The sequence below is a fragment of the Methylocystis sp. Sn-Cys genome, assembly GCF_016745395.1.
Classification (GTDB): Bacteria; Pseudomonadota; Alphaproteobacteria; order Rhizobiales; family Beijerinckiaceae; genus Methylocystis; species Methylocystis iwaonis.
Window position 1 is genome coordinate 51,707 of sequence record NZ_JAERVJ010000011.1, and the last position, 17,135, is coordinate 68,841.

Annotated in this window: 17 protein-coding genes; 9 read left to right on the plus strand and 8 right to left on the minus strand. The window is 62.9% G+C overall.

Annotated elements, in window-relative coordinates; translation table 11 throughout:
• The first annotated feature begins 651 nt into the window (after positions 1-651).
• From JJT62_RS18050 to JJT62_RS18065, 4 genes are all read left to right on the plus strand, one after another.
• Positions 652-1,047, plus strand: a complete 396-nt coding sequence (locus JJT62_RS18050) for a GIY-YIG nuclease family protein (RefSeq protein ID WP_370568584.1) — start codon at positions 652-654, stop codon at positions 1,045-1,047.
• A gap of 337 nt (positions 1,048-1,384) precedes the next feature.
• Entirely contained in the window at positions 1,385-1,822 is a 438-nt protein-coding gene (locus JJT62_RS18055) for a hypothetical protein (RefSeq protein WP_202074186.1), read from the plus strand.
• Between the two features lie 197 nt (positions 1,823-2,019).
• Complete coding sequence (gene sucC / locus JJT62_RS18060; protein ID WP_202074187.1) at positions 2,020-3,210, plus strand: ADP-forming succinate--CoA ligase subunit beta; 1,191 nt, start codon at positions 2,020-2,022, stop codon at positions 3,208-3,210.
• Between the two features lie 461 nt (positions 3,211-3,671).
• Positions 3,672-5,462 carry a tetratricopeptide repeat protein gene (locus JJT62_RS18065; RefSeq protein WP_370568585.1) on the plus strand — a complete coding sequence of 597 codons (1,791 nt, stop codon included), beginning with the start codon at positions 3,672-3,674 and terminating at the stop codon, positions 5,460-5,462.
• A 16-nt stretch (positions 5,463-5,478) separates the two neighbouring features.
• Here the strand turns inward: JJT62_RS18065 and JJT62_RS18070 are convergent, their stop codons facing one another.
• From JJT62_RS18070 to cysQ, 7 genes are all read right to left on the minus strand, one after another.
• Positions 5,479-5,892 (minus strand): EVE domain-containing protein, encoded by a 414-nt coding sequence (locus tag JJT62_RS18070; protein ID WP_202074188.1) that lies wholly within the window; start codon positions 5,890-5,892, stop codon positions 5,479-5,481.
• The gene (locus tag JJT62_RS18075; RefSeq protein ID WP_202074189.1) at positions 5,893-6,174 is read right to left on the minus strand and encodes a YciI family protein; all 282 of its coding nucleotides are present in this window, start codon (positions 6,172-6,174) and stop codon (positions 5,893-5,895) included.
• A gap of 153 nt (positions 6,175-6,327) precedes the next feature.
• Complete coding sequence (locus JJT62_RS18080) at positions 6,328-7,338, minus strand: hypothetical protein (RefSeq protein WP_246744990.1); 1,011 nt, start codon at positions 7,336-7,338, stop codon at positions 6,328-6,330.
• Positions 7,339-7,437: 99 nt separating this feature from the next.
• The gene (locus tag JJT62_RS18085) at positions 7,438-7,857 is read right to left on the minus strand and encodes a hypothetical protein (RefSeq protein ID WP_202074190.1); all 420 of its coding nucleotides are present in this window, start codon (positions 7,855-7,857) and stop codon (positions 7,438-7,440) included.
• On the minus strand, positions 7,811-8,332 hold the full coding sequence (locus JJT62_RS18090) for a Panacea domain-containing protein (protein WP_202074191.1): 522 nt from the start codon (positions 8,330-8,332) through the stop codon (positions 7,811-7,813). Before JJT62_RS18090 ends, JJT62_RS18085 begins: the two co-directional genes overlap by 47 nt.
• A gap of 149 nt (positions 8,333-8,481) precedes the next feature.
• A complete protein-coding gene (locus JJT62_RS18095; protein ID WP_202074192.1) occupies positions 8,482-9,066 on the minus strand; it encodes a DUF1134 domain-containing protein in 585 nt (194 codons plus the stop codon).
• A gap of 129 nt (positions 9,067-9,195) precedes the next feature.
• A complete protein-coding gene (cysQ, locus tag JJT62_RS18100) occupies positions 9,196-10,038 on the minus strand; it encodes a 3'(2'),5'-bisphosphate nucleotidase CysQ (RefSeq protein WP_202074193.1) in 843 nt (280 codons plus the stop codon).
• Positions 10,039-10,454: 416 nt separating this feature from the next.
• On the opposite strand from cysQ, the gene chpT reads away from it, so the two are divergent.
• The 5 genes from chpT to JJT62_RS18125 all read left to right on the plus strand — a co-directional run bounded on the left by chpT (position 10,455) and on the right by JJT62_RS18125 (position 15,775).
• Positions 10,455-11,141 carry a histidine phosphotransferase ChpT gene (gene chpT, locus JJT62_RS18105; RefSeq protein ID WP_202074194.1) on the plus strand — a complete coding sequence of 229 codons (687 nt, stop codon included), beginning with the start codon at positions 10,455-10,457 and terminating at the stop codon, positions 11,139-11,141.
• Between the two features lie 98 nt (positions 11,142-11,239).
• Positions 11,240-13,777 carry a hybrid sensor histidine kinase/response regulator gene (locus JJT62_RS18110; RefSeq protein ID WP_202074195.1) on the plus strand — a complete coding sequence of 846 codons (2,538 nt, stop codon included), beginning with the start codon at positions 11,240-11,242 and terminating at the stop codon, positions 13,775-13,777.
• Positions 13,774-14,328, plus strand: coding sequence for a chemotaxis protein CheW (locus JJT62_RS18115; RefSeq protein ID WP_202074196.1), 555 nt, complete (start codon positions 13,774-13,776; stop codon positions 14,326-14,328). The genes JJT62_RS18110 and JJT62_RS18115 overlap by 4 nt, the downstream gene beginning before the upstream one ends.
• Before the next feature lies 1 nt (position 14,329).
• Positions 14,330-14,695 (plus strand): PleD family two-component system response regulator, encoded by a 366-nt coding sequence (locus JJT62_RS18120; RefSeq protein ID WP_202074197.1) that lies wholly within the window; start codon positions 14,330-14,332, stop codon positions 14,693-14,695.
• Positions 14,696-14,941: 246 nt separating this feature from the next.
• Entirely contained in the window at positions 14,942-15,775 is an 834-nt protein-coding gene (locus JJT62_RS18125; RefSeq protein ID WP_202074198.1) for a protein-glutamate O-methyltransferase CheR, read from the plus strand.
• Positions 15,776-15,943: 168 nt separating this feature from the next.
• Here the strand turns inward: JJT62_RS18125 and ctrA are convergent, their stop codons facing one another.
• Complete coding sequence (ctrA, locus tag JJT62_RS18130; protein ID WP_165052893.1) at positions 15,944-16,645, minus strand: response regulator transcription factor CtrA; 702 nt, start codon at positions 16,643-16,645, stop codon at positions 15,944-15,946.
• Between the last annotated feature and the right edge of the window lie 490 nt (positions 16,646-17,135).

The following is a 17,135-nucleotide window of genomic DNA, read 5'->3' on the forward strand; positions in this document are numbered from 1 at the left end:
GAGGGGCAGATGCTCCCAAAATGCTTAGGTTGTGGTAGCTTTGGCGGGCATTTTTTGAAGCAGGTTGTCGGAATGCATATTGTCCATAACGAACGGCTGAAATTGCGCGCGGCCTTGCTCAACACAGCGGCGGGCTCGTCGTTTACCGTCGGCGTCCTTGCACCGATAGCGGCGGCATACTACTCTGCGGCTTCGACGCCGGAGCTTTGGACAATCATCCTAGGGGTGGTTATGTGGCTTTTGACCGCTGTCGTCCTACATCTATCGGCGGACTATATCCTAGGGGCGCTACGCGAATGACAACCATTCAGACGTTCGCTTTCGTTGTCCTCCCGGTCATAATCATGATCGCGGGAGCTGGGATCGCCTATCTCTCAGTCAACTCGAAATGACGTCCTGTTAAGGATCAAAGCCCCATCGACGCCCCGCTCAGGCGGGGCTCTCAGGTTTGTCAACAAACCTCCGAGGCGGCCTCGTCCTTCGAGACGCGAGCTTCGCTCGCTCCTCAGGATGAGGCCTAAGTGTTTGGCGTAGATGCAGAAGCCCCTCATGCTGAGGAGCCTGCGCAGCGGGCGTCTCGAAGCACGAGGGGCGTCGGCGCCTCTTAATCGAAGGCTGATGCCCGCTTGGTGGCCTCGGAAGCGCTTGCGGATGCGCCAAGCAGTCCTCATGCTGCATGCTGAGGAAGCGGCGAAGCCGCTGTCTCGAAGCACGAGGACTGTGATGGGGATCGAAGGCGCGAGTGTCTACATCCTCCTTTGCGCCGACGGCAGCTATTACACAGGATTGACGCGCAAGGAGGTCGAAACCCGCGTCAGCGAGCACAACGCCGGGATCAACGCCGATTACACATCGCGGCGGCGACCCGTGAAGCTGCTCTGGTCCGCGCATTTCGAGCAGTTGATGGATGCTATAGCAACCGAGCGACGCATCAAGGGCTGGAGCCGCGCCAAGAAAGAGGCGCTCATGAGAGGTGATTTCGAGGCTTTGCCGCTGTTGGCGGCGCGCCGGAATAAGAAGGGCGCCGACAGGGAGTCGCCGAGCTGAGGGACTTCCCAATCGCGTAACCGAGGGCTGCGGGGCCGGACTGTAGGCACCGTGGCGGAGGCCCCTCGCCCTTCGAGACGGCCGCTTCGCGGCCTCTTCAGGGTGAGGGGCCTTGGAGTTGGCCCGTGAGATCATAGAATGGTTTTCAGCCGTCTAATACCGCGAAATGCGGGCGGCTCGCTAAGGACTTTAGATTATGTCATTCTCAAAACTGGAAGTTCTTGAGTGGTTTAACCGACAAGATCGATGCTATCGACTCTCTCTTTTGTGTACTTATTGGATACGAGACACAGCTCCATACAAACCTAACGTGTCTGAGGTCGCGAGAGGCCACTGGATGGAGGTTCGTGATGAATGGCGATCATTTGCCGATCTGGCAGATATGCTTGAACAACAATCGTCTCGAGATGCACTATCATCGGACTTTGCCCTCAATCAGCTACACGCATTGATACGGGCTCCATTCGGCATTCTCGAAGCTTACTGCAAGAACTACGACAAGGCTCACACAGCACGATGCCTTTGGAAAGAAATGCAAGGCGCGCCTTGGTTCCATTTTGCAAGAATCATTAGAAATGCGATCTCGCATAATTTCCGCTTCTACTACGTTCAAAAGGATAAACCGTTGCTGCCCATCGTGTGGAATGGCATCACACTGTCTTTGGAAATGGAAGGGCAATCGGTCGTTTACGAATTGTGGCACAAAAAAGGGTATGAGTTGTTTTTTGAGATGAAGGCTTTCGCCGAGGCGTTGCCAGAAGCGACGCAGGCGTAGTGTACGCCAGCCCCCATGACTTGGGATGGGCTCTACGCTACCGGAGGCCGCATTTCGGCGCCCGCGAACGGGATGAGCTTGCTCCCGCCCAGCATTCTCTCCCTCGCCCGCTCACCCGCTTGACGACTCCGCCCCGCCATGGCCATTAAGCGCTAGGCCAAAAGGCGCGCCGTTTTGCTTCGAGGAGAGACTCCGGCATGAATATCCACGAATACCAGGCCAAAGCCATTTTGCGCGAGTTCGGCGCGCCCGTCGCCGCTGGCTTTCCGGTCCTGAAGGCCGATGAGGCCGCCGAGGCCGCCAAGAAGCTTCCCGGCCCGGTCTATGTGGTGAAGGCGCAGATCCACGCCGGCGGCCGCGGCAAGGGCAAGTTCAAGGAAGAGGCGGCCGGCCCGCAGGGCGGCGTGCGCATCGCCAAGTCGATCGAGGAGGCGGAAGGCTTCGCCAAGCAGATGCTCGGCAATACGCTCGTCACGATCCAGACCGGCGAGCCCGGCAAGCAGGTCAACCGCCTCTATATCGAGGACGGCGCCGCGATCGACAAGGAATTCTACCTCTCCATGCTGATCGACCGCGCGACCTCGCGCATCGCCTTCGTCGTCTCGACGGAAGGCGGCATGGACATCGAGAAGGTCGCGCACGACACGCCCGAGAAGATCGTCACCTTCTCGGTCGATCCGGCCACCGGCCTGATGCCGCATCACGGGCGCCGCGTCGCCGACGCGCTCGGCCTCAAGGGCGATCTTGCCAAGCAAGCGGGCGATCTCGTCGGCAAGCTCTATACGGCCTTTGTCGCCAAGGACATGGAGCTTCTCGAGATCAATCCGCTGATCACCACCAAGGACGGCAAGCTGCGCTGCCTCGACGCCAAGGTGAGCTTCGAGAACAATGCGCTCTATCGCCATCCGGAGCTGGCCGAGCTGCGCGATCTTTCCGAAGAGGACGAGAAGGAGATCGAGGCCTCGAAGCACGACCTCGCCTATATCTCGCTCGACGGCAATATCGGCTGCATGGTCAATGGCGCTGGCCTCGCGATGGCGACCATGGACATCATCAAGCTCTATGGCGCCTTCCCGGCGAACTTCCTCGACGTCGGCGGCGGCGCCACGACCGAGAAGGTGACGGCGGCCTTCAAGATCATCACCGCCGATCCGAATGTGAAGGGCATTCTGGTCAATATCTTCGGCGGCATCATGCGCTGCGACACCATCGCGGAAGGCGTGATCGCGGCGGTGAAGGAAGTGGGGCTCAAGGTGCCGCTGGTCGTGCGCCTCGAAGGCACCAATGTCGATCTTGGCAAGAAGATCATCAGCGAGTCGGGGCTGAATGTGATCCCGGCCGACGATCTCGACGACGCCGCGCAGAAGATCGTGAAGGCGATTAGCTAAAGCTGAGTCCGTACTTTCATCTGGCTTGGCCCCTCGTCCTTCCAAGGACGAGGGGTTTTTTCTTTTTGCGTGACACATCTTCATGTCGCCGCCCGCGTCATGGCCGGGCTTGTCCCGGCCATCCACGCCGAGCAAGTGGCAGCTAACGCTGGGAACGGGACTTCGGAGCCTTTTGTCCATAGCGACAACGCGTCTCGGTCCGCTATGCCCCTTGGCGTGGGTGGCCGGGACAAGCCCGGCCATGACGGCTGTGAGATGCGTGACTCCCCTAGCGCCTATGGGGGTGAATAGCGTCAGATCGCCATTCATGCGATTGCTCGCGGGGCGTATCCTTCCGCCTTGCTTCGCGGGCGCAAAACCGCCATCTTTGGGGCCGAACCTGACCACTCCGGCCACTCGTCCGGGCGGATGCGCCATGTCTTGCTTCAAGGACGCGCCGCCCTTTTCCTAGGAAAGCGCCCGTGCCTCGTTTCGCTGATCCGCTCGCTGCCGCGTCCCGCGGCGCCAGGAGCCTGTTGCTGCGCGGCGGCGTGGCGCTCGTCGCCCTTTCCGCCGCCTGGTGCGCTTTCCCGACGGCGAGCTTCGCGCTGGCCCGCGAGGGAAATCTTTCGGTCGCGCGGCCTTTCGAGGTTGGGTCGAGCATTTCCGGCAATTATCTCGCCGCCATCGTCGCCGGCGCCGAACGCGACACGCTTGCCGCCTCGACCTTCTTCCGCGAGGCGCTGCGCGACGATCCCAATAATCAGGACCTGGTCGACCGCTCTTTCGTTGCGGCGCTCGCCAATGGCAATATGGCCGATGCGGTGGCGCTCGCGCCGCGCGTCGTGGCCCATGACAAGGCGAACGGCCTCGCGCATCTGACCAAGGGCGTCGATCTCATCAAGAACCGCCGTTACGCGGCGGCGCGGGCCGAGCTGGCCAAGAGCGGCGGCGACCGGCGCCATGACATCACCTCGACGCTGCTGACCGCCTGGACCTATGCGGGCGCCAAGGACACGCGCAAGGCGCTCGCGACGCTCGACTCGCTGAATGACGAGGCTTTCATCGTTTTCCGCGACTATCACGCCGCGCTGATCGCCGACATGGGCGGCAACAAGGCGGAGGCCGAAAAGCGCTTCAAATCCGCTTATGCCGCCGAGCGGAACACGCTGCGCCTCGTCGACGCCTACGCCCGCTTCCTCGCGAGTCGCGGCCAGCGCGACGAAGCCAAGAAGCTGTATCAGGGCTTCGACGAGGTGGCGCCGGGTCATCCGATCATCACGGCCGGCCTCACGGCGCTCGATGAGGGCAAGCCGCTGCCGCCTTTCGTGCGCACGCCGGAGGAGGGCGCTGGCGAAGCGCTCTATGGGCTCGGCGCGGTCGGCGGCCGCTCGGGCGACGAGCTGGCCTCGCTCATCTATCTGCGTCTGGCGCTCCATCTCGCGCCGGAGAACGCCCTCGCCATCATCACGCTCGGCGACGTCTATGAGCGCATGAAGCAGGAGGAGACGGCGATCGACCTCTATGACAGTGTGCCCAAGGACAGCGCGCTGCGGGTCAACGCCGACGTGCAGGCGGCGCTGCTGCTCGAGACCCTCGGCAAGTCGAAGGAGGCGACCGAGCATCTCGGCCAGGTGGTCGGCGCCAATCCGAAAAATCAGGAAGCGCTGACGGCGCTGGGCAATCTCCAGCGCTCGCGCAAGCTCTTCAATGACGCGGCGGCGACCTATTCGCGCGTGATCGACCTGCAGCCCAAGCCCGACAAGGGCCAGTGGCTGCTCTACTATTATCGCGGCATCGCCAATGAGCGGCGCAAGGACTGGAAGGGCGCCGAGTCCGACCTCAAGAAGGCGCTGGAGCTGAATCCCGATCAGCCGCTGGTGCTGAATTATCTCGGCTATAGCTGGGTGGATCAGGGGATCAATCTCGACGAGGCGTTCCGGATGCTGCGCCGGGCGGTCGATCTGCGTCAGCGCGACGGCTATATCGTCGACAGCCTGGGATGGGCCTATTACCGCCTCGGCCGCTGGGACGACGCCGTGCGCGAGCTGGAGAAGGCGATCGACCTGAAGCCCTCCGATCCGGTGATCAACGACCATCTGGGCGACGCCTATTGGCGCGTGGGCCGCAAGCTCGAGGCGCAGTTCCAGTGGAACCACGCCCGCGATCTGAACCCCGACCCGGACGATCTGCCGAAGATCCTGGACAAGATCAAGAATGGGCTGAAGGATCAGCCTGAGGTGGCGGGCGACGCGCGCAAGACCGGGGGGTAGGCGCCCCGCGCTTGCCTCAATCCCCGGCCAACTCCAGCACGATCGCCCATTCCTCGTCGGTCACCGGCTGCACGGACAGGCGTGAGTTATTCACGAGCACCATGTCTGCGAGCCGGGGCTCGGACTTGATCTGCGCCAGCGTGACGGGCTTCTTCAAAGGCTTCACCGCCTTCACGTCGACCATGCCGAACTTGCCGCTCTCGTCGGTGTGGTCTGGGTAATATTCCTTGATGATCTCGATGATCCCGACGATCGCCCGCTCTTCGTTGGAGTGGTAGAAGAAGCCGCGCTCGCCCTTCTTCATCGCCATCAGATGTTTCTTGGCGAGATGGTTGCGCACGCCATTCCAGAACGTGCCTCTCACGCCCGCCTCGACCTGCTGGTCCCAGGACCATTTCGAGGGTTCGCTCTTCAAAAGCCAATGCGCCATCTATAGCTCCGCGCCCACGACGCGCTTCCAGGCCTTTAGTTCGACGCGCTCGAAAAGGCCGGCTGCTGCGTAAGGATCCTGCGCAAGCAAGGCGCGGGCCGAGGCTTCATCCGGGCAATCCAGGATGAGCATCGAGCCGACCGGTTTGTCATTCTCGACAAACGGGCCGCCGAGCTTCACTTGCGCCGCATGCGCGTCGAGAAAGGCGAGATGGGCGGCGCGGGTGGACATGCGCAGGTCGACGTGACCGGGCTTGTCGAAGCAAAGGGCGACGAAGAGCAAGGGCGGGCCTCAGGGGAAATGTTGAACGTCGCCCTTCAAATCAAAGGGCGCGACAGTGGTCAAGCCGCGGCCGTCATTGCGAGCGAAGCGAAGCAATCCAGGGCCGCTACGTGGTTCTGGATTGCTTCGTCGCTGCGCTCCGCGCAATGACGGTCAGCCGGCGCGCTCGTGGACGGGCTCGACAAGGTCCACCACACGATTGCCGAAGCTCGTGAGCGCCTCTCGCAGCGCGGCGAGGTCGGCCTGGGAGGGCTGGGCGCCGGCGAGGCGTTGCTGGGCGCGCTCGGCGCGTAGCGCCTCATTGGCGCCCTGCAGCATGGCGTTGTCGGCGCGCGCGATCTCCAGTCTGTCGGCGCCCTCGCGCGCTTCCGCCCGCGCGGCGCGCAGGGCGTTTTCGAGGCGCTCGACCTCGTTCTCGCGGCGCTCTTTCTCGGCGGCGCCATCGGCCCGCGCCTTGTCGCGCTCCTGGAGCAGAGTCTGTCGCTCGGCGTGCGTCTTTTCGAGCTCTTCCTTCGTCGCCGTCAGGTCTTTGACAAGGCCCGGGACGTGGCCCGCCTCTTCGGACACGCGGGCGAATTCCTCTTTCAGCGAGTCGAATTCGCGCTGGAGCTGCGTGTTCTGCTCGTGCAGCGCGCCGATCTTGGCTTCATGCGCGACGACGCGGCTATATTGCGCTTCCTTCTCGCGGCCGAGCTCTTCCTTGTCGGATTCGAGCAGCCGCAGGCGCTCGACCCAACGATCGGCGCGTTCGGTCATCTCATGCAGCGCAAGCTCGGTGGAGCGCAAAAGGTCGGTGCGCTCGGCCAGTATTTTCTGCGACTCGCGCAGCCGCAATTCCATGTCGCGGTTATCCGCCTCGGCTTTTTTGCGCGCCGTTTCCGCCTCGAGGACGCGCGCGGCGTGGCGGCCGACGGCGGCGAGGTCGTCGGCCTTCGAGGCCTTCACCGCTTCCATCTCCTGCTCCAGCCGGCGCTCGCGCAGGGCGAAGTCGGCGCGCAGCAGATCGCGCTCGGCGATGACCTCCTCCATGGACATGGGGACGAGCATTTGCAGCCGACGCATGGAGAGGCGCATGGCGCGTCGCCAGAAGGCCGGCAGGAAGAGAAGGGTGATGAGCCCGGCGACGAGAAAGCCGAGCGCGAAATACATCGCCTGTTCGATCAAGACGTCAACCTCGCGCCCCCTCGGGACTTTTGGGCGGGACGGGCCCGAGAGTGCCATGTCTGGCGCGTGAAATCAAAGCATCGGCGGCTTGGTAGTGGGTCAGTTTGTATTTTGATCCGGTGGCGATCGAAACAGCCCCTTAGCGATGAACCCGACAAGCCCAATAGCTGCGACGGCCGTGCTCCCGACAAGAGCGGCGAGAATGTTCTCTTCTAAAGAGAAGCCTTTCAGATGCGTCCCATGTAGGAAAACGAGAAAGCCAACGCCTAAGGAATATAGTTCTAAATATTTGAGTATGCGAGCGGCGTATGTTTTTCTCATACGACGGTCCGCTTTAACATTCTTGATCTGCGACTTCGCCAAAAGGTTCTTGAGCCGGATTCCATCCAGCTCAAGGTCTTCGCGCTCTAGCTTATCCTTCCTGTCGGGAGCGTTCTTCGCCGCTACGACCGGGATGCCACTATCGATGGCATCAATGGTTAGCTGCGGCTGGCTGCCTTCTAATGGCGAGGTCGACAAAGTGTTGCCTTATAAGGTCGTTCGGAATTTGTTCAAACTTACCGAGCCCGTTCCGATAGACGTCACTCCATGGGGTTCCGGGTTGGTGCGTCAATGCGGACAATTGGAACGCGTGGAAGCGCCCATAATCGGCAAATACCCTATTGATAATTTGCCTTTCATTACCCGATAGCGTGGCTCGCGCCGGCGCACCAGGCGCATCCGTAAATGCCGCAGGAAAATACTGTGAGTTTGTGATCTCATGCGTAATAGGAGATGCGCCATAGGTCCTTAGAGCGGACCTTAGCGAGCGATACACGGGTCCATATTCCCACGCTTCGGGAGCATCAACCGTCAGGGGGGCTCCAGTGATCGCAAGCGCCCATCCGTGCGCAATATAGACGAGCTTCTGGAGCTGCATTTGGGTAAAAGACTGGCCGGCCGCCTGTGCAAGGCGGATAAATTCATTAGCAATTTCTGGCGACCAGCCGGCCATCAAACTTATCCAAATCTGTTGTCCGTCTCTTATATAGGGCCGTTAACCTGCATGATAGCCTAGTTTTTAGGCGTTTTTATAGGGGGCCGCGCTTCGTCGCTTCCTCAGGGTGTCGACATCGCCGCCGCAGCCGAAGCTGCCCCAGGCCCTCAGAAGGGATTCCAGGTCGAGTCCGGCGTGAATTTCAGATAGCCGAGCGCGACGCCGAGACGCGCGCCGACGCCCGAGCGCACCGGCATCACGACGACGTCCTCGTTATTTAGCGCGGTGAAGCCCAATCCGCCGACGAGATAGGCCGAGCCATTGACGCCCGCATAACGGCGATAGATCGCCTCGACGTCGGGCAGGTTGTAGACCAGCATCATCGTTCGGTCGCCGTCGGCGCCGGCGTCGAAGCCGATCGACGGGCCCTGCCAATAGACCCGCTTCTGCCCGGCGTTGCGCGTGAACATCGTGCCTTCGCCATAGCGCACGCCGCCGATGAAGGCGCCGCCGGCTTCCTGGCCGAGGATATAGGCGTTGGGCTTGCCCCATTGCTTATTGGCGCGCTCCAGCCCCTCTGCGAGGCCGCGCGAGATGGAGCCGAAAAAGTGATGGCCATTCTCGACGATCTCGCCGCTCGTATAGGTTTCCGGGCGCTGGGCGGCGCGCGCAAGGGACGGAAGCACGGCGCTGGCCGCAGCGGCGGCGGCAAGACGGAGAAGGTCGCGGCGGGAGGAAGACGAGACGCTCATGATCACAAGGGCTCCAAAACGCAAATAACCGATGCTCGACGCCTCGGCGTCGAGTGCGGCAGTCGCGCGGCGCCAATACGTCAGCCCAGCGGCGGCGTCGCCAACTTGCGTAAAAGTCGCGCGACGTCGTTAAGAAAGCGTTGCCGATGCGGGGTCGCCCCAGGCGATGAAGGCGCCGTTGAGATATTTCTCGCGCGATTTGTTGTAGCGCAGCGGGGCGCCCGAGGGGTCGAGCACGACGCCGCCGGCGGCGCGTAAAATGGCGTCGCCCGCGGCGGTGTCCCACTCCATGGTCGGTCCGAAGCGGGGATAGACGTCCGCTCTTCCCTCCGCCACCGCGCAGAACTTCAAGGATGAGCCGACAGACAGGCGCTCGGCGATGGGGAGGCGCGCGATAAAGGCTTGCGTTTCCGCATCGAGATGCGACTTGGAGACGAGCGCGGTCATTCCCGCCACGGGCGGCTTGCGCGTGCGCAGGCGCCGCCACTCCTGCGGCGCCGGCAAGGCGCCGCCGGGCGCGGCGTCGGCCATAAAGCTCTCGACGCCGCCGAACCATACTTTCGATCCCGCCGGCGCGGAAATGGCGCCGGCCACGGGGGCGCCGTCGACGATAAGCGCGAGATTGACGGTGAATTCCGGGCTGCGCGCAAGAAACTCGCGCGTGCCGTCGATCGGGTCGATGAGCAGGAAGGCCTCGCCATGCGTCATGGTCTCGCCGCGCGCCGCCGCTTCCTCGGCGATGATCGGCACGCCGGGAAGATCGCGCGCGAGCGCGGCCAGCAGATAATCTTCGACGCGCTCGTCCGCCTCGGTGACGGGAGATTTGTCGTCCTTGAGGCGGGACTCGAGATTGGGACGCGCCAGCACTTCCATCGCCAGCGCGCCGGCGCTGACGACGAGAGCGCCGAAAAGCCGCGCAAGCGCCTCGCGGTCAGTCGGCGAGACAGTCGGCGGCGTCCAGTGATCGGTCATAAGAGTCAGGGCTCCGAATTCGGGTTAACGCGCAGATGTGTTCCAGCGTCATGGCCGGGCTTGTCGCGGCCATCCACGCTGCGCCGATGCGGAAAGCCTAAGAACATGAGCGGAGCAACGCCGCTTCTTCTTCCCGCGTGTTCGTAATGTCCTGGCGTGGATGCCCGCGACAAGCGCGGGCATGACGGGCTGCGTAGGGTTTGTTAACCTGGATTCGGAGCCCCGTCATAAGACTATCCTTTAGTTTTTGTTTACGACCCCGACGCTTGCGATTTGCAATCTGCGTCGCCGCAGTTACCTTTCCCGGAAACTCTATGGCGTGATTCGTTTGCTTTTTCTTTGCTGATTCGCGGCAAAGGATTTCGGGCTCGTATCACGCAACCATCGCGCGCCCGCGCGCCAAACGGGATAGCCCAATGACCCAGTTCTCGCTCGACGCCCTCGATCTCGCGGCCTTGCTGTCCTCGCGGGTCTGTCATGACGTGATCTCTCCCGTCGGCGCGATCGTCAATGGGCTCGAGGTGATGGAAGACAAGGATATGGACGCCGAAATGCGCAGCCATGCGCTGGCGCTCATCAAATCCAGCGCCGGCGAGGCCTCTGCGCGGCTGCAGTTCTGCCGCCTGGCCTTCGGCGCCGCCGGCTCCAAGGGCGCGTCGATCGACACCGGCGACGCCGAGCTTGTCACCCGCCAGCTTCTCGCCGACGAGCGCACCAAGCTCAACTGGAGCGTCCCGCGCGCGTTGATGTCGAAGAACAAGGTCAAGCTGCTGCTCAATCTGTGCTTGCTGGCGGACACGACCATCCCGCGCGGCGGCGTGATCTCGGTTTCGTCGACCGGCGACGAAGAGAATGTTTCCTTCAAGATCGAGGCCAAGGGGACGAATGCGCGTCTTGCCGCCACGATCCCTGCTTTGCTCGCGGGCGAGACGGAAGAAGGCGCGCTCGACGCCCGCGCGATCCAGCCCTATTACGCCGGCCTCGTCGCCAAGGCTTGTGGGCTCGATGTGAGCGTGGCCTGCGAGCCCGAGCTGGTGACAATCGAAGCCAAGCCTGCGGCGGCCGGCGCCGCCTCGCAGGAGCCGCAGAGCGCGGTCGCGTAACGCGGCGCGCCGCAAGCTTCGAGATGGGATTTCGCTTCTTTTAACCCCTCTTGCCGATACTGCGCCCATTCGCCGCAACGGCCGGCGAGGGGCGCGGCATGGACGATCTGCTCAAGGATTTTCTTCAGGAGGCGACAGAGCACATCGACGCGACGTCGGTGGAGCTGCTGCGTTTCGAGAAGGATCAGACAGACCCGGCCCTCGTCGCCAGCCTGTTCCGGCACATCCACACGATCAAGGGATCGAGCGGCTTTCTGAGTCTCCCGCGCGTTGCGCGGCTGACCCACGCCACAGAGACGCTGATCGGGCGGCTGCGTGACGGCGCGACGGCGACCTCCGCGCATGTGTCGTTAATTCTCGCGGCGGTCGACCGCCTGTCGATGTTGCTTCTCGAAATTGCCCGGAACGAAGTCGAGCCCGAAGGCGACGACAAAGCGTTGCTGACGCAGTTGGAGCAGGGCGCGGCGAGCCTTCGACCGAACGCGACGCTTGCGCCGCACGGCGCCGATCCGCCCGCCATGGCGCCGCAAGCGGCAAGCTCGTCGGAGAATCTCTCCAGCCTCGGCGCCCGGCTGAGCGATACGGTGCGCGTGTCGGTCGGCGTGCTCGATCGTTTGGTGGGGATCGTCTCGGAGCTGGTGCTGACCCGCAACCAGCTTCTCGAACTCTCCAGCGCTGGCGATGACGAAGTCATCAAGGCCGCCGTGCAGAATCTATCGAGCGTCACCGGCGATCTGCAGGACGCAGTGATGCAGGTGCGCATGCAGCCGGTCGAGCGGCTTTTCGCGACGCTGCCGCGCCTCGTGCGCGATTTGTCACTCGAGCTCGGCAAGAAGATCGAACTCGTCACGCTCGGCGGCGACACGGAGCTTGATCGCCAGGTCATCGAACTCATCCGCGCGCCGCTCACGCATATTATTCGCAATGCGGCTGATCATGGAATCGAGACGGGCGCGGAGCGCCTCGCTCTCGGCAAGCCGGAGGCCGGCCGCATCCGCGTCAGCGCCAATTATGACGCGGGCCAGATCACCATCGAGATCAAGGATGACGGCCGCGGCCTCGATCGCGAGGCCATCAAGGCGAAGGCGATCGCGCTGGGGCTCGCCACGAAAGAGTCGCTCGCCCGCATGAGCGACGCCGACATTTTCGAATTCGTGATGCTGCCCGGCTTTTCGACGGCGCCGAGCATTACGAAAATCTCGGGCCGCGGCGTCGGCATGGATGTCGTGCGCGACAATATCCAGTCGATCGGCGGCGCGGTTTTCATCAATTCGGCGGCGGGCAAAGGGTCGACCGTCATCCTGCGCATTCCGCTGACGCTCGCCATTGCGCCAGCGCTCATTCTCTCCTGCGGCCGCTCCCGCTTCGCCGTTCTGCAAATGGCGGTGATCGAGGTGGTCGGCGTCGGCGAAGGCTTCGACCACGAAATTCAATTCATCCACGATGCCCCGGTCTTGCGCCTGCGCGGCGACGCGCTGCCGCTGGTCGATCTCGCGGAGGCGCTCGATCTCGATGCGCCGGACGCGCCGCCGCGGCGCGATGGGTTCGCGGTCATCCTGCGCGTGGGCGGCGTGCGCTTTGGCCTTCTGGTCGAAACCATCGCGGATGTTCAGGAGATCGTCATCGAGCCGCTGGCCGGACCGCTCGCGCGCATCGGCGTGTTCTCCGGCCAGACCATCCTCGGCGACGGCGGCGTCGCGCTGATCCTCGATCCGGCGGCGATCATGGAAAGCATGGGGCTCGACAATCTCGCCGCGCCGGCGCGCCCGGCGCCCGCCGCGCTGCTCGCGCCCGAGCGTGAGAAGACGCGGATCATACTGCTGCGCGCGGGCGGCGGCTCGTTGAAAGCATTGCCGCTGTCGCTCGTCATGCGCATCGAGGAAGTGACGGCCGACCGCTTCGTTCCCTCCGGCGACGGCTATGCGATGCTTTACGAAAAGCGGCTGTTGCCGGTCTTTCCGGCGGCGACGGACATGCGTCTCGACGCGTCGCGTGATTATCCCATCCTCGTGCTCGCCGGCGCCGGCCAGGCGACCGCGATCGTCGTCGACGAGGTTATCGACGTGGTCGAGGAAGAATTGTCCTTCCAGAAGAAAGGCGCCGATCCCAGGATCATCGGCACGGTCAGCATGAACGGCTGCATCGTGGACGTGCTCGACGTCGCTTATTTCATCGAAATGGCCGATCCAGGCGTGTTGACGCGCGGCGTCAATCAGCGGCCGCGCGTGTTGCTCGTCGACGACAAGCAATTCTTCCGTGACATGCTGGCGCCCGTTCTGCTCGCGGCCGGCTATGACGTCACGACGGCGGCCTCCGGTCGCGAGGCGCTCGCGCTCGTCGAACGCGGGCTGCGCATCGACGCGGCCGTGACCGACATCGACATGCCGGACATGGATGGCTATGCGCTGGCGCGCGCCTTGCTGCAGACGCCAGGGCGCGCGGATTTGCCGATTGTCGCGCTCGCGCCGCAAAAGACCGCGAAAGCCCTCGAGGCGGCGACGCTCTGCGGCGTGCGCGCGCTCGTCGGCAAATTCGACAGGCGGGCGTTGGTCGAAACGCTCGGCGCGCTGCTCGATGGCGTCGCGGCGTCGGGCGAGCAGATCGAGCGTCGCATCATGGCGGAGGCCGCCGCATGAGTTTCGACGTCGCCGACTTCAGCTACAGCCGCGAGCGGGCTACGCCCGCCATCGCGCAAAGCCGCCATTTCGTGATCAGGGTGCGCGGCCAGATCGTGGGCCTGCCGGTCGAGCATGTGAAGACCGTTTTCTATCTCGACAATCTCACGCCTGTGCCGCTCGCGTCGCGCGAGGTCGCCGGGCTCACCAATTTGCGTGGCCGCATCGTGACGGCCCTCTACCTCGACCGCTGTCTGTGGCTCGATGAAGCAATCGACGGCTCCAACGGCCTTGCGGTCGGGATCGAGCATGACGGCGAGGAATATGCGCTGCTCGTCGAAGCGACGGAAGACGTCGTAGCGACGAGTGAAACCGATCTTATCGCCTGCCCGGCGCATATCGATCCGCGTCTCGCGGAGATGGTGGCAGGCTGCTATCGCTTGGACGACGGCTTTTTGTCTGTCCTCGACGTCGAGGCATTGCTGCGGCGCGTCGCAAAATTGAGCGAGGCGCCGCGTCGGCGCGGCGGGCGACAAGGCAATTCAAATTATTCGGATACAGGAGCAAGCTGAGATGAAACAGGTTCTCGTGGTGGACGACTCCCCCGTGATCCGCAAGGTCGCGCGCCGGATTCTCGAAGGATTGCATTTCCGCACCAGCGAGGCGGCGGATGGCAAGGCGGCGCTCGCCGAATGCGAGAAGGCCATGCCGGACGCCATTCTGCTCGACTGGAACATGCCGGAGATGGACGGCTTCGAATTCCTGTGCGCGCTGCGCAAAATGCCCGGCGGCGCGACGCCGAAGGTCGTCTTCTGCACGACGGAAAACGAAGTGGGCCATATTGCGCGCGCCATGCATGCGGGCGCCGACGAATATATCATGAAGCCCTTCGACCAGAACATCGTGCGGTCGAAATTCGAGGAAATCGGCCTCGTTTGAGGCCGGTTTTCTAGCGCCGCAAGGCGCTCGTGTCGCGTTTCTCGTGCAAAGGCGTTGGTATATGCGTCGTTTTTTTATGTCTTCAGAAATTGTATCGAACGCTCGGGCGTTCAGAGCAAAAGTAGCGCCGTCATTGCGAGCGAAGCGAAGCAATCCAGAGCCCTCGTGTGGCTCTGGATTGCTTCGTCGCTTCGCTCCTCGCAATGACGGCCTTGGCGCCCAGCCTTCTTCTGCGAGGGCGCGCGCATGACTCTCGCCTTTGCGCGGTTTCGCCGCCAAATCGCTCTTGTCACCGGCATCGCTTTCGGCGCCGACAAGCAATATCTCGTCGAAAGCCGCCTCGCGCCCGTCATGCGGACGCATAACATCTCCGGCTTCGCGGATCTCACGGAGGCTTTCGAGCGCCGCGACAATGGCCCGCTGGCGCAGGACGTCATCGACGCGCTGACGACAAATGAGACGTTCTTTTTTCGGGATCGGACCCCTTTCGAGACGTTCAGGACGACGATTCTGCCAAGCCTGATGGCCTCGCGGGCGCAGGAGCGCCGGCTGCGCTTTTGGTGCGCGGCCTGCTCGACCGGTCAGGAAGCCTATTCGCTTGCGATGCTGCTGGAAAACGAGTCCGTGTCGCTGCGCGGCTGGAGCCTCGACATCCTCGCAACGGACCTTTCGACACGCGCCGTCGAGACGGCGCGCAACGGGCGCTACAGCCAATTCGAAGTGCAGCGCGGGCTCTCAACAGGCCTTCTGTTGCGCCATTTCCATCGCGACGGCGCAAGCTGGCGCGTGAACGAACATCTGCGCGCGCGCATCGAGTTCCGCGCGTTCAATCTGCTTGCCGATTATGCGGCGCTCGGCGCCTTCGACGTGATCTTCTGCCGCAATGTGCTGATGTATTTCGAGCCGGAAACGAAGCGCGCCGTGCTCGCGCGTCTTGCCGGCGCGTTGAGCGACGGCGGCTATCTCGTCCTCGGCGCCACAGAGACGGCGGCGGAGGCCGGCCCCTGTTTCTCGCAGACGACGGCGAATGGCGTTTGGCAGACGCGCCGCCGGGCGCAGCCGCAGTTGCGCCTGGCTTGAAGACGATCGCGATAGCTCCCGCCGTCATTGCGAGGAGCGCAGCGACGAAGCAATCCAGAGCCGAGGCGGGGCTCTGGATTGCTTCGCTTCGCTCGCAATGACGGGCGGTAAACGAAAAGGCCACGTCCGTCAGGACATGGCCTTTTTCAATATCCGCTTCGATAATCGTCAGGCGGTGATGCGTTCGTCGGCTTCGCTCGGCTCGCGCAGCACATAGCCGCGGCCCCAGACGGTCTCGATGTAATTGCGGCCGTCGCTGGCGTTGGCGAGCTTCTTACGCAGCTTGCAGATGAAGACGTCGATGATCTTGAGCTCCGGCTCGTCCATCCCGCCATAGAGATGATTGAGGAACATCTCTTTCGTCAGCGTCGTGCCTTTGCGCAGCGAAAGGAGCTCCAGCATCTGATATTCCTTGCCGGTCAGATGCACGCGGGCGCCGCCCACTTCGACCGTCTTCTGGTCGAGATTGACGATGAGATCGCCCGTCGTGATGACCGACTGGGCATGGCCCTTGGAGCGGCGAACGATGGCGTGGATGCGGGCGACCAGCTCGTCCTTGTGGAAGGGCTTGGTCAGATAGTCGTCGGCGCCGAAGCCGAGGCCCTTCACCTTGTCTTCGATGCCGGCGAGGCCCGAGAGAATGAGGATCGGCGTCTTCACCTTCGCGACGCGCAGATGTCGCAGAACCTCGTAACCCGACATGTCGGGGAGGTTCAAATCGAGTAGGATGATGTCGTAATCATAGAGCTTGCCGAGGTCGATGCCTTCCTCGCCGAGATCCGTCGTATAGACGTTGAAATTCTCGGACTTGAGCATGAGCTCGATGCTTTGAGCCGTCGCGCTGTCATCTTCGATCAATAAAACGCGCATGTTGGTTCCCCACCGAGCTCCATCGAATTTGATCGCCGTCCGCCCATGGGCGCACGTCGGTCACGGACCAGCCCCCTGGTCCTGCGACTCTTCCCGTCTAGGTTCTGACGGTAAGCGGAATTGGTTAATAAACCTTCACTTGCGCCCGCAATGCGGCCCGAAGTCTTAATTCGGGCTCTGAACGGGGAACGCGCCACGCAACTGGAGAGAAGGCTTCGAGACAAAGCGAATCACTCGCTTCTCCCAATCTATACGCCGCCCGGAGTCGGGCGCGCAAAGGTAAAAGTTTGCGTTGGATGGGAATTGCGCGGCGCCCGGGCGGCGACGAAACGTCGCGCCCGGCTCCAGCTTCGAGCAAGCCCGTATCTTTGTCCCGGCGGCGCTTGGGGAAGAGCGGCGCAGTTGGGGGAGGCGCTGATTTTTGCGGCGCGGCGAAGTCGGGCAAATCCAGAGCGAAACCCGCGGCGTCATTGCGAGCGAAGCGAAGCAA

Coding starts and splice junctions, on each gene's coding strand:
- JJT62_RS18050 (WP_370568584.1), top strand. CDS start 652: ATGCGCCAAGCAGTCCTCATGCTGCATGCTGAGGAAGCGGCGAAGCCG.
- JJT62_RS18055 (WP_202074186.1), top strand. CDS start 1,385: ATGGAGGTTCGTGATGAATGGCGATCATTTGCCGATCTGGCAGATATG.
- sucC (WP_202074187.1), top strand. CDS start 2,020: ATGAATATCCACGAATACCAGGCCAAAGCCATTTTGCGCGAGTTCGGC.
- JJT62_RS18070 (WP_202074188.1), bottom strand. CDS start 5,892: ATGGCGCATTGGCTTTTGAAGAGCGAACCCTCGAAATGGTCCTGGGAC.
- JJT62_RS18090 (WP_202074191.1), bottom strand. CDS start 8,332: ATGGCCGGCTGGTCGCCAGAAATTGCTAATGAATTTATCCGCCTTGCA.
- JJT62_RS18095 (WP_202074192.1), bottom strand. CDS start 9,066: ATGAGCGTCTCGTCTTCCTCCCGCCGCGACCTTCTCCGTCTTGCCGCC.
- cysQ (WP_202074193.1), bottom strand. CDS start 10,038: ATGACCGATCACTGGACGCCGCCGACTGTCTCGCCGACTGACCGCGAG.
- chpT (WP_202074194.1), top strand. CDS start 10,455: ATGACCCAGTTCTCGCTCGACGCCCTCGATCTCGCGGCCTTGCTGTCC.
- JJT62_RS18110 (WP_202074195.1), top strand. CDS start 11,240: ATGGACGATCTGCTCAAGGATTTTCTTCAGGAGGCGACAGAGCACATC.
- JJT62_RS18115 (WP_202074196.1), top strand. CDS start 13,774: ATGAGTTTCGACGTCGCCGACTTCAGCTACAGCCGCGAGCGGGCTACG.
- JJT62_RS18120 (WP_202074197.1), top strand. CDS start 14,330: ATGAAACAGGTTCTCGTGGTGGACGACTCCCCCGTGATCCGCAAGGTC.
- JJT62_RS18125 (WP_202074198.1), top strand. CDS start 14,942: ATGACTCTCGCCTTTGCGCGGTTTCGCCGCCAAATCGCTCTTGTCACC.
- ctrA (WP_165052893.1), bottom strand. CDS start 16,645: ATGCGCGTTTTATTGATCGAAGATGACAGCGCGACGGCTCAAAGCATC.